The sequence below is a fragment of the Microcoleus sp. AR_TQ3_B6 genome (genome assembly GCF_036702785.1).
Lineage (GTDB): Bacteria > Cyanobacteriota > Cyanobacteriia > Cyanobacteriales > Microcoleaceae > Microcoleus.
This window is the reverse complement of sequence record NZ_JAUBVJ010000038.1, coordinates 63,304-74,345: the sequence shown is the minus strand read 5'-3', so window position 1 is coordinate 74,345 and position 11,042 is coordinate 63,304. Positions and strand designations below refer to the sequence as shown.

The window sequence follows — 11,042 nt, the reverse complement described above, 5'->3', positions numbered from 1 at the left end:
AAAAAACAGTATGGTGTTGAGCAGATGTGTGAAGTCATTAGCCAAAACTGGCATTTATCGGCACAAGAAATTAAGCAGGCGGTGATTGACGATTTACGGCGACATATCGGCACTCAAAAAGTAGTTGATGATATTACGCTATTGGTTGTGAAGCTGATCCAATTAGGTGTATAAAAAAAGTCACAGCCTGAAGCATTCGCATTGGTTTAGAGCGATCGCCAATACCTCGAAAAAATTAACGTCTGGGTGAGTACACATTTGTGATACGATCACCTTGCTGGTCATAAAATTAGAAAATTTGTTATTGAGAATCTAACTAGCCATGCTTCAAATCTTCGGAGATTTCGTCGAAAGCTTTCCCCCTGACCAGGATTCGTTGGAATTAACTTTTACCCCAAATTCACTTCCCATTAAAAAGCCCTGGCTTAGTAATCGACTATCGGCTAATTTTATGGCGGATTACTTTTCCAACTTCCTCCGGGTATATGAGCAGGATCCAGCCGAGCAACGACTCATTAAAGAAAGTAAAGGAGCGGTTAGTTATGGGGCCAATGAACTGTTGGAAAATGCGATAAAATTTAATAATCAAAGAACAAACTTTAATAAATTTGGAATTTACTTTATTGAAGAAGCTGACATGACGGCCGTGCTTTTCGCTAGAAACATTGTGATTGCTGAAGGGCTTGATAAGTTTCAGAAATTTATTCAAGAATTTTTGTGCTTCGATCGAGAAAAACTCTACGTGCAACAGATAGAAAAAAGTGCAGAAGAGGAAAATAGTGGAGCATCGGGTTTAGGTTTTTTAAGGATGATAAATGATTATTCAGCCAAGCTAGGCTGGAAATTTGAAAGAGTGCAAAAATATCCTAAAATGATTGGTGTCACGACAATGGTAATCGTTCCAGTCTAGTTACCTGTTTTTTCCCGAACCCAAATTAAGTTATTAAGAGAGGATAGAACCGATAGTGACCACTCTAGAAGTTAAAGGTGAAGACTATATTGTTCAATTCGATCCTGACTCTGTAAGGGTCTACTTCCAAGGTGAACTTAGCCTTGGTGGAGCTACAGAGTACGCTCCTATCACAAACTTACTGAATGAAGTGGCTGAGTCTGAACCCCACACAATGACGATTGATTTGAGAAACTTGGTCTTTGTCAATAGTTCGGGAATTAGTATGTTGTCTAAATTTGTTCTCAGTATGCGAAAAAAGACAGGAGTTCAGTTAGTCGTTTTGGGGTCGAATGATATGCCCTGGCAAGGAAAATCTCTTAAAAACTTAGAGAAATTGTTGCCCGGACTGAAGTTGGAAATTGAGTAGGCTATCCCTAAAAGCTATAACTTGCAACTAGCTGATGGTGTACATTCTCCCTTTCCTTTCTATCAACCTGGAGCAAGTATTGCTCATGCTTCGTAGTTTGGTACTAACAGTCGTTGGAGCCACACTGCTATCTGGGTTATTGTTTTACACCCTGCAGACGGTATTTCGCCAATAGGAACGAGATACTGCCTTAGTTACGCTCACTGTCTCTGCTAATCATGCCTTGCTCGCCTTTATTCTAACCAGTTTGAAAGTTACATTTGACAATTTGAAACTGGAAATCGAATGGGTCGCTCGCATCCTACGTGCTAGCATTATCGTTACCGCAACTTACTCGTTGCTTGGGCTTTTCAACCAAGTTATAATTTACTGTCTTAAAGAGTATGCCCAGCAGACAGAAATTATGTGGGATAACGTCCTAATGCCATTGCTGGAAGGAGTGATTCCTGTTTTGATTTTATAGGCTGGCGTTGCTCTGATGTTGCTATGTTCCTTAATCTGATAGGGCTGGAAGTCATCGTTTTGGAATCGTCAAAAAACAAGCGGAAATTTTCTCGCCGGAGGCGATGGCCTCGCTTCATCCAATTCAAAGAAACGAATTCTCCTAACTCGCTCATCAGAGGCTAAATCTCAAGAGAACTCCAAAGCTGTAGTCAAGGTCTAAATTCCTATGATTAAATCGCTCGGTTGTTTTTCAATAACAGCTAAGATTAGGATGTGCAATTTATTCTAAATTATAAGATTTACCAAATTTTTTCTATTTTTAATAAAACATCAGTATTTTTAGGCTTTTCACTTAGAAGTCAGTGCCTGCCGAATTTAAATCCCGGGCTAACAGCTTGCAGTCTGTTTGAAATGATATCTTGCATCCATGCCAATAAAGGGAGCGATCGCTCATCCCGTCAGCGATCGCTCCCTTTATTGACATTAGTGCTTGCGGTCAATTAAAACTCTTCACTCAAAGCCTTTCTACATAGCGTAAGGCGCGCCGAGGCGCACCCTACCGGATAGATATGCAAGGGTAATTCTTCTTCCTCTCAAAGCTTTTTCCGAGCTATAACAGCTTTGTTCTATTTTTTCTTTGATTCAGAAATCAAATCGTCTTTATCAACTTTCGGAACAAAATCAGGGCGTTCTTTGGATTCCCAACCGGGGGGGCGCTTGGAGTTGTACCAGGCGATGGAGCCGATCGTAACTGCGGCAATAAAGCCAGCACCAAGAACTGCTATTGGAGTGGTCAAGCTGACACTTGATTCCGGCACTGGCTGCTGCATCAGCAGATCGATCGTTACTTGCTTGATGGGTGCAAGAATAACTGCCATGGGAGCGGTCAAGCTGATATCTATCATTAGGCTAAATCCTTTTCTACTCTACTTTTACATTATCTTAAGTGCTAATGCCGTTTTGTTGATATATCTGAAGACAGAAAAAGTGACAGAATTGCCGTCATAATGGTTAGAGGTTGAAAATAGGAGAGCTGATTTTATGCCGTTGGGGACAATAGCATTGCTGTTGGCTGCTAGTTTCAGCCTGGGTGCTTTACCGCTAACGAGATGGGCGGTGCGAGTGTTTACCCGCCGAGATTTGAGGGCGCTGGGTACGGGGAATGTTGGGGTGTCGGCCGCTTTCATTCACGGGGGGAAATTAGCTGGAATTGCTGCGGTGTTGGCGGAAATTGTCAGGGGAATTACTCCGGTTTTGGCGGGGCGATTTTGCTTCCCCGATGCACCGGAGATCGCGATCGCCCTGTTAATTCCTCTAGTTGCGGGCAGATATGCGATCACCCGAGGTGGAGGCGTTACCAACGCTGTTTGGGGTCTTTTGGTATTTTCGCCGCCGGTGGCTGTATCCTCGGGCATTTGGGGGCTGCTGGCGTGGGGTTTGGCACAGCGCTGGTGGGGTGAGGGCGATCGGGCGAGACTTTTTGCTTCCCGTTGCGGGTGTCTGTGCACCCCTATCTGGGTTTTGGTGTGGCGACAATCAATACCCGAATTTTTAGCAGCAGCAGGATTGGCTTTGTTGCTAGCAGCAATTAATCTCAGTCAGGGTGATGATATAGCTTTATCTAAATCCGAACAATTGTTTTCTCTAGATGACTCGTTAGATGCTGCAATTTGCGGGGATAAAGCTGCTAAGTTGTCTCAACTGAAACGCGCCGGTTTTAATGTACCTGCTGGTTTTATATTGCCCTCGAAGGAAGAAGGAAGAGGGAAGAAGGAAGAAGGAAGAGGCGAGAAGGAAGGAGGAAGAGGGAAGAAGGAAGGAGGAAGAGGGAAGAAGGAAGAAGGAAGAGGGAAGAAGGAAGAAGGAAGAAGGAATGAGGAAAATGCCGATCGACTGTTAATCAATAATTCTGTAATCCAAAATCTCAAATCCCAAATCCCAAATCGAATGATTGTGCGTTCTTCTGCTGCGGGAGAAGATGGCGATACGAGTTCTGCCGCCGGACAATATCAAACTATTGGCCCTGTTTTCACTGAAGCAGAATTGCTGGATGCAATTAATCGCTGCCGCCAGTCTTATTGGACGGACGAAGCTGTTGCTTACCGCCGCCAACGACAACTCCCCGATACACAAATGGCTGTATTGATTCAGCCTTACATTGACAGCAAAATTGCGGGTGTCATGTTCAGCCGCAATCCTTTAGATGGCGGTTCCCAGATTATTATTGAAGCTTTACCGGGAGGTGCTGAATCTGTTGTCGGCGGACAAGTTACTCCGCTTCATTGGGAAATTGATTTTAGTACGCCTGAAAATTTAGAAAAAAATTTAAGGGAAATCGAAATATATTCAATAATTGACAAAGGAATTATAGCAGCATTAGTCCAAGAAGCGCAAGCGATAGAAGCTTGTTTTCACGGAATTCCGCAGGATATTGAGTGGAGTTGGGACGGGGAAAAAGTTTGGATTTTGCAAAGCCGCCCGATTACAAATTTACAGCCTTTTTGGACGCGCACTATTGCAGCGGAAGTGATTCCAGGTGCAATTCGCCCGCTAACTTGGTCGATTAACCGGCCTCTGACTTGCGGGGTTTGGGGAGAGATTTTTCAGGTGGTTTTGGGCGATCGCGCTAGCCATTTAAATTTTAACGAAACGGCAACTTTGCTGGGTTCTCACGCCTATTTTAATGCGACTTTGTTGGGCGAAATTTTTAGGATGATGGGATTGCCGGAGCAGGGTTTGGAATTTTTACTCAGAGGGCAAAAGATGGGCAAGCCGCCTTTGGGGAAGATTTTGCCTTCTTTGCCTGGTTTGTGGCGTCTGGTGCAGCGCGAGAGGGCGCTCAATGCAGATTTTGAGGTCGATCGCACTTCTATTTTCCGGACCGCGCTCCAAAGTCTTCAGAAGGAAGAAGACTCTTGGACTCGGCTGAGGGTAAAAAGAGAGAAGAGGGAAGAGGCAGAGGAATTGGCAATTGCTAATTATCAATATTTGTCGGAATTGTTGGAGAGAGCAGAGCAAATTCAGGAGTGGCTGAAACCGATTACTTACTACAATATATTAGGGCCGATCGGGCTGGCAATTCGCAAAGGAATTTTTCGCGTGGCTGATGAATGGCTTGCCAATGATACTGCTCCGGAAATTGCCTCTATCCGAGCTTTGCAGCAATTATCTCAAAAGTTGCGAAAAACTGCGATTGGGCAATTTGACGAGACTGTTTCAGTCGCCGAGTTAGCACAGATATTTGCTGAAAGTTCGGCTTTACAAGCCGAATTTGCACAGTGGCTTGATAGTTATGGATATTTGAGCGAAGTGGGAACGGATATCGCTGTTCCTACTTGGCGAGAACAGCCGGAAATTTATCAAAAATTGCTGATAACTCTGGCTCAAAAACCGACTGTGACTAATTTAGCAGAAACTGGTAAATTAGGCTTGACCTTTGCTCAGAAGTGGCGCTTAAATAAATGTCAGCAGCGCTCGCTCGTCAAAAACGAAATTAGCGAAATTTACGCGCGGTTGTTGGCTCACCTGCGCTGGACTTTTTTGGAGATAGAAGCTTGCGGATTGGCAATGCAGGTGTTTCAGGAAAGCGGGGATATTTTTTATCTGGAATTTGGGGAAATTCAGCAGTGGATTCGCAGCGGGGCGCGTGTTTCTTTTCAGGATACAATTAGCCAAAGGCGCGATCGCCTGTTAGCCGATCGCGATCGCCCGATTCCGCCTGTCGTCTACGGCAATTTGCTGCCAAATTCTCAGAAAAGGTCGATCGTTCCCGCAACATCCGAAACTAATATCATGCAGGGAATCCCAGCAAGTATCGGCTGCGTCGAAGGCTTTGTGAAGATTTGTCGCACCGTGACAGCAGATTTAGGAGAAAATGCGATCGCAGTAGTGCCTTACACCGATGCAGGTTGGGCACCGCTGCTATTAGGAGCAACAGCAATTATCGCCGAAGTTGGCGGTCAATTGTCTCACGGAGCAATTATCGCTCGCGAGTACAAAATTCCCGCAGTTATGAATATTGCTGAAGCTACAACTCGCTTGCGAGACGGTCAAAAAGTCCGAGTAGACGGGTATCTCGGCACTGTGGAATTGCTGGAATAAGCCGAAAAAAAAATGTAAAAATTCATCTATCTTGTAGGGGCGGGTTCCACCAACAATAATTGCCCAAAACAAACAATCTCGTAAACCCGCCCCCACCCGACCAAAAACCTTTCCTAGGCTTTTAAGAAATTCTGGACAACATAGTTCCCCACATTTCTACCAGCACTCAAACCGTCTACATTAGCACTCATGAAATGAATCCCTCCGTAAAGGCGACTCATCCCCGATTCGTCGGCAGCTTCGCTGAAATTTTGGTAGGTTCGCAAACTGTTGACAGATCGATCGCCTTTGTCCCCAAACCCAAAATCCGGACCAAACACAGAACTCATCACTGCATCTGCTGCACCGCTAAAGGTACTGTGTCCCGACATATACTCCGGGAAAGGCGGAGTAGTTAGCAGTGGCAGCCACTGGGGGTCGGCTGTCGTGTTGGGATTGTTGTCTGTCTCAGCTTGGCGAATAGCTGTCACCGGCCGCCAAAAGTTGTACTCATACTTGGCATCCCAGCAGCTAATAGCTGCATCGGCGAGGGCAATATTTAGCAGGGCGAACAAGCGGGCGCTATCTTCTAAGGATTGGCCCGTGAGAGTCGCTGTTTCTTCGGCGATTTGGTTCCAGTGGCCCGGAGGGGTAAACGTACCTGCGCCGTTGGCCCAGAATTTGGCGATGGCTGTTTGGTCCGGAGTCCGGGTGAGGCTGTCACTTTTGCCGATTTCTTTGATGTAGTTAACTTCCTCTGCGTACTTGGCGCCCTCCAGGGCGGGCGGGCCGGGCGGGCGGAACTGAGAACCGCTAGTCATGGCAAAAGGAGTCACCTGCGGCCACTGTGGCGCCAGCGCGGCGGCAAAGGCGGGGGGAGTCGGCACCCAACTGCCGGGGTCGGTTGAGGGGGTGTACTGCACTACTTTCGTGATGCCGTCTGTATTCCGCAAACTGATAATTTGGTCGGCAACCTGTTGTCCGATGGCGATACCGTCTTGTTTGGCTTTGCCGTCGGGAATTTTTGCCAGAGATGATTGCAATGCTGCGTCGAATTTACCTGCTTGCGCCGGGTAGAGGCTGACTAGGGTGCGGTGGGCTGCGGCTGCTGTGGCTGCTTCTTCTGATGCCCCTGCTGGTGCATCTATGCTGACTCGGTAAGGGCTGTATTTTTTGCTAATAGAGTTAACAGAGTCGTAAATGGCTGCGTGAACCATTGCCATGTTGCGTCCGGCAAGGGGAGGCGGGCTGCTGGCTGTCCGCACGGCGTCGAGTAAGGTGGTGTTCCAGTCTGTGACTGGGTTTCCCGATCGGTGAGTGGTGAAGTTGGATCGGTTGATGCTGCTGCTGTTGACTCCTGGCAATACTGCTAAATATTCGCCTGTTAGTTTGTCTTGAATGACGGTACTGTTGCTGTTGGCGTCTGTGCCTTGCTGGATGTTTAAGTCTTCAAATGCCAGGCCGTCTAGCAATCGAATTTTGTCATTGCCGTTGCCGAAGTCGGCGATATAGTCGGCTGTGGCTACAGTTGCGCCGCCGCTGCCTTTAGCAATGGCAAATATATCATCCCCTGTGCCGCCGGTCACGGTATCGCTACCTGCGCCACCGTAGATGATATCGTTGCCGGAATTGCCGGCAATTAGGTCGCTGCCTTTGCCTCCCCAGAGGATGTCCTCGTCGTCTCCGCCAACAATCGTATCGTTGTCTCGATCGCCGCAAATTTTGTCTTTGCCTGCATCGCCTTCGAGAAAGTCGTCTCCGCTGTTGGCATAAATTATGTCGTTGCCATCCAATCCGTTAAATCTGTCAGCTTGGGTGGTTCCTTCAAGATAGTCAAATTTAGCACTAGGAGTGAGGGATGCCATGTTTATCTATTGAATATTTTGATTAAATCGTAAAGGTTTCGTAACGTCTGTAGATGCTTAGGTCTGTTTACCTCGGTTTTAATATTATTAAACTTTGTGGTTGGGAAGCAAAGGCCACAACACAGCTTTATAGCCTTTCGAGCGTAACATGAGGTACTATCTGACATAAGGCATAGAGCATAGGGAATTGGGCATTGAGCATTGGGCATTGGACCCACGGGCATTGGGCATACCTCACCACGCGATCGAACCGCTATATTGAATCTTTAATATTTAACGGGCTTTTTATGATGTTTGGCGCTCTGACGCTGGGTAAAATACAGTCATTAAAACTGCCTCACATACTGCAACTTTGTTAAGTTCTTACAAAAAAACTGTTTTTTTTAAGATTTAGATATAGATAATTTTTACCAGCATAATATGAGGGGATTGTGTAACGGAGTAAGTAGATACAGCTATCCCAGGTTTATGAAGTCCAGCTTTGGACCTGCAATCTGCTGTATTTATTAAGCACTTCTCAAAGCTGCGATCGGGTCGAGTTTGGCGGCTTGGCGGGCGGGGACGACGCCGAAGAAGAGACCCACTGTGCCGGACACGCTGACTGCAAGGGCGATCGCCACGGGCGAAATACTAGCTTGCAAGGGCGTGAAATTACCTACCAGCAAGATACCGCCGACACCGACGCAAGTACCGACTATCCCTCCGGCAGCGGATAAAATTACAGCTTCGACAATAAATTGAAATAAGATATCTTTTTGGGATGCGCCGATTGCCTTTCTGAGCCCGATTTCCTGAGTGCGTTCGCTGACGGACACCAGCATAATGTTCATAATCCCAATACCGCCGACTAATAGGGAAATGCTAGCAACAGCAGTTAACATAAGTGTTAGAGCCCCGGAAATCGCACCCATTGTTGCCATTAAATCTTTTTGATTTCTCACAGTAAAGTCATCTTCGGTAGTAACTTTGTGCCGCAGTCTCAGCAGGTTTTCTACCTGAAATTGCGCCGCGTCCATTTGCGATTCATCTTTAATCGAAATAAATATCGACGTGACAGCCAAACCGTAGGGAGATTTGCGCCCGACTATGCGATTGGCCATTGTGGCGATCGGAACAGCAGCCGAGTTATCGTAATTCGTACCAAAAGAGGTTCCTTTGGGCGCCAATACTCCAATTACTTTGACGCTGACATTTTGGATACGCACCTGTTGGCCCAAGGGATTTGTATTGCCAAAAAGTTTCTCTGCTAATTCAGAGCCCAGAACCACAACTTGGTTACTTTGTTTAACATCGAGTTCGGTCAAAAACCGCCCTTTTGCCATTTCAAAGCTTCTGACTTCTAGAAATTCTGGAATCGTGCCGAAAATTAAAGCAGAAACATTTTTGTTGCTATAGCGAACAATCTCTGAACTGTTAAGTTCTGCTGAGACGCCTTGAACGGAGGGGACTTGACTTGCGATCGCCTTTGCGTCTTCTACTATCAGTGTTTGAGGCGCATTTAGGATCGAACTTCGCCTAGCGTTGGGAACTCCGGGTCTCACGATTAATACGTTTGTACCGAGGGATTGAACTTGTCCTGCTACAAATTTTTGAGCTCCTTCTCCAATTCCCATCATGGCAATTACTGAGGCATTGCCGACAATCATCCCGATCATTGTTAAACTGCTGCGAATTTTGTTGGCTAGTAGCGTTTGACCAGCCATTTTCACACTTTCAATAAAATTCATACTTGGTTATGAGTTATTAGTTATGAGTTATTTGTATAACAATCAACGGTCAACCGTGAACAGTCAACCGTGAACAGTCAACCGTCAACAGTCAACCGTCAACAGTCAACCGTGAACAGTCAACCGTCAACAGTCAACCGTGAACAGTCAACCGTGAACAGTCAACCGTGAACAGTCAACAAACTAATTAAGCACTTCTCAATGCGACGATCGGGTCGAGTTTAGCCGCTTGTTTTGCGGGTACAATGCCGAAGAATAAGCCGATGCTGCCGGAAACACCGACTGCAAGTGCGATCGCCACTGGGGAAACGCTAGCTTGCAGGGGAGTAAAAGCAGCTACTATAAGCACGCCGCCGATACCGAATCCAGTGCCGATCGCCCCGCCTGCCGCTGACAAAATCACAGACTCAATCATAAACTGAATTAGAATATCTTGCTGAGAAGCTCCGATCGCCTTTCTCAGCCCAATTTCCTTGGTGCGTTCGGTAACAGAAACCAGCATAATATTCATAATCCCGATGCCGCCGACAAACAGCGAAATTGCCGCCACGAAAGCCAACATCAACGTCAAAGCACTAGTAATACTGCCCAAAGTTTTCATTAAATCTTTCTGGTTGCGAACAGTAAAATCATCCTCCTTAGTAATTTTGTGACGCAACCTGAGCAGATTTTCTATTTGAAATTGGGCCGCTTGCATCATAGTTTCATCTTTAATGGAAACCGAGATAAATGTTACCTTTGTACCGTAGGGAGACGTGCGACCTACGATCAGATTTGCCATTGTTGTCAGGGGCAAATAAACATTCATATCTTGATTGTCGCCAAAGCTGGAACCTTTCGCCTGCATGACTCCAATCACTTGAAAACTAGAGTTTTTGATCCGAATATATTGACCAATTGGCTGTGTATTGCCAAACAATTGTGCTGCTGCTTCCGCTCCTAAAGCAACCACATTTTCTTGTCTTTTTACATCTAATTTGCTTAAAAATCGACCTTGAGCAATATCAAAGTTTCTAACTGTCAAAAATTCTGGGGTAGTTCCGACAATGGAAGACGAAACGTTTTTATTGCGGTAAGTAACGAGTTGACTATCATTGAGAGTTGGTGCGACTTCTTCGACAGAAGGTACTTGAGATGCGATCGCCTCTGCATCTTCCACTACTAAAGTCTGGGGCGGAATCACCGGGCGGGTTTGCGCTTCAGGACTTCCGGGAATAATAAATAGCAAGTTTGAACCCAGAGAGTTAACTTGTCCCTCGATAAATGTTTGAGCTCCTTCGCCGATACCGATCATAGAAATTACCGAAGCATTGCCTATGATAATTCCTAACATCGTCAAACTGCTGCGAAGCTTGTTTGACATCAAAGTTGTGACTGCCATTTTGACGCTTTCAACAATATCCATGATTCGATTTTAGATTTTAGATTTTAGATTTGCGATTGGGGATTATTCGATTTGCGATTGGGGATTATTCGATTCTCTATTGGGGATTTGGGATTATTCGATTTGCGATTATTCTATTGGGGATTATTCGATTGGGGATTGGGGATTTGGGATTATTCGATTTCCGATTATTCGATTGGGGATTGGGGATTATTCGATTTAC

General features: G+C 45.9%; 10 protein-coding genes. 5 read left to right on the top strand and 5 right to left on the bottom strand.

Features of this window, described 5'->3' with window-relative positions:
- The 4 genes from QUB56_RS18950 to QUB56_RS18935 all read left to right on the top strand — a co-directional run.
- Window positions 1–174 (top strand): SpoIIE family protein phosphatase (locus tag QUB56_RS18950; protein ID WP_332957233.1); only part of this gene is annotated, 174 nt, incomplete at its 5' end.
- Between the two features lie 148 nt (window positions 175–322).
- Complete coding sequence (locus QUB56_RS18945; RefSeq protein WP_332957225.1) at window positions 323–910, top strand: DUF6272 family protein; 588 nt, start codon at window positions 323–325, stop codon at window positions 908–910.
- A gap of 55 nt (window positions 911–965) precedes the next feature.
- Window positions 966–1,319 (top strand): slr1659 superfamily regulator, encoded by a 354-nt coding sequence (locus QUB56_RS18940; RefSeq protein WP_332957224.1) that lies wholly within the window; start codon window positions 966–968, stop codon window positions 1,317–1,319.
- A gap of 268 nt (window positions 1,320–1,587) precedes the next feature.
- Window positions 1,588–1,782 (top strand): hypothetical protein, encoded by a 195-nt coding sequence (locus QUB56_RS18935; protein ID WP_332957223.1) that lies wholly within the window; start codon window positions 1,588–1,590, stop codon window positions 1,780–1,782.
- Window positions 1,783–2,115: 333 nt separating this feature from the next.
- Here QUB56_RS18935 and QUB56_RS18930 read toward each other — a convergent pair whose 3' ends face one another.
- Complete coding sequence (locus QUB56_RS18930) at window positions 2,116–2,247, bottom strand: hypothetical protein (protein ID WP_332957221.1); 132 nt, start codon at window positions 2,245–2,247, stop codon at window positions 2,116–2,118.
- Window positions 2,248–2,389: 142 nt separating this feature from the next.
- Complete coding sequence (gene psb35 / locus QUB56_RS18925; RefSeq protein ID WP_332957230.1) at window positions 2,390–2,593, bottom strand: photosystem II assembly protein Psb35; 204 nt, start codon at window positions 2,591–2,593, stop codon at window positions 2,390–2,392.
- 211 nt (window positions 2,594–2,804) lie between these two features.
- On the opposite strand from psb35, the gene QUB56_RS18920 reads away from it, so the two are divergent.
- Entirely contained in the window at window positions 2,805–5,864 is a 3,060-nt protein-coding gene (locus tag QUB56_RS18920) for a glycerol-3-phosphate acyltransferase (protein WP_332957219.1), read from the top strand.
- 113 nt (window positions 5,865–5,977) lie between these two features.
- Here the strand turns inward: QUB56_RS18920 and QUB56_RS18915 are convergent, their stop codons facing one another.
- The 3 genes from QUB56_RS18915 to QUB56_RS18905 all read right to left on the bottom strand — a co-directional run bounded on the left by QUB56_RS18915 (window position 5,978) and on the right by QUB56_RS18905 (window position 10,840).
- Complete coding sequence (locus tag QUB56_RS18915; protein ID WP_332957217.1) at window positions 5,978–7,708, bottom strand: chemotaxis protein CheB; 1,731 nt, start codon at window positions 7,706–7,708, stop codon at window positions 5,978–5,980.
- Window positions 7,709–8,214: 506 nt separating this feature from the next.
- The gene (locus tag QUB56_RS18910; protein WP_332957216.1) at window positions 8,215–9,435 is read right to left on the bottom strand and encodes an ABC transporter permease; all 1,221 of its coding nucleotides are present in this window, start codon (window positions 9,433–9,435) and stop codon (window positions 8,215–8,217) included.
- Between the two features lie 187 nt (window positions 9,436–9,622).
- The gene (locus QUB56_RS18905; RefSeq protein ID WP_332957215.1) at window positions 9,623–10,840 is read right to left on the bottom strand and encodes an ABC transporter permease; all 1,218 of its coding nucleotides are present in this window, start codon (window positions 10,838–10,840) and stop codon (window positions 9,623–9,625) included.
- Window positions 10,841–11,042 lie beyond the last annotated feature (202 nt).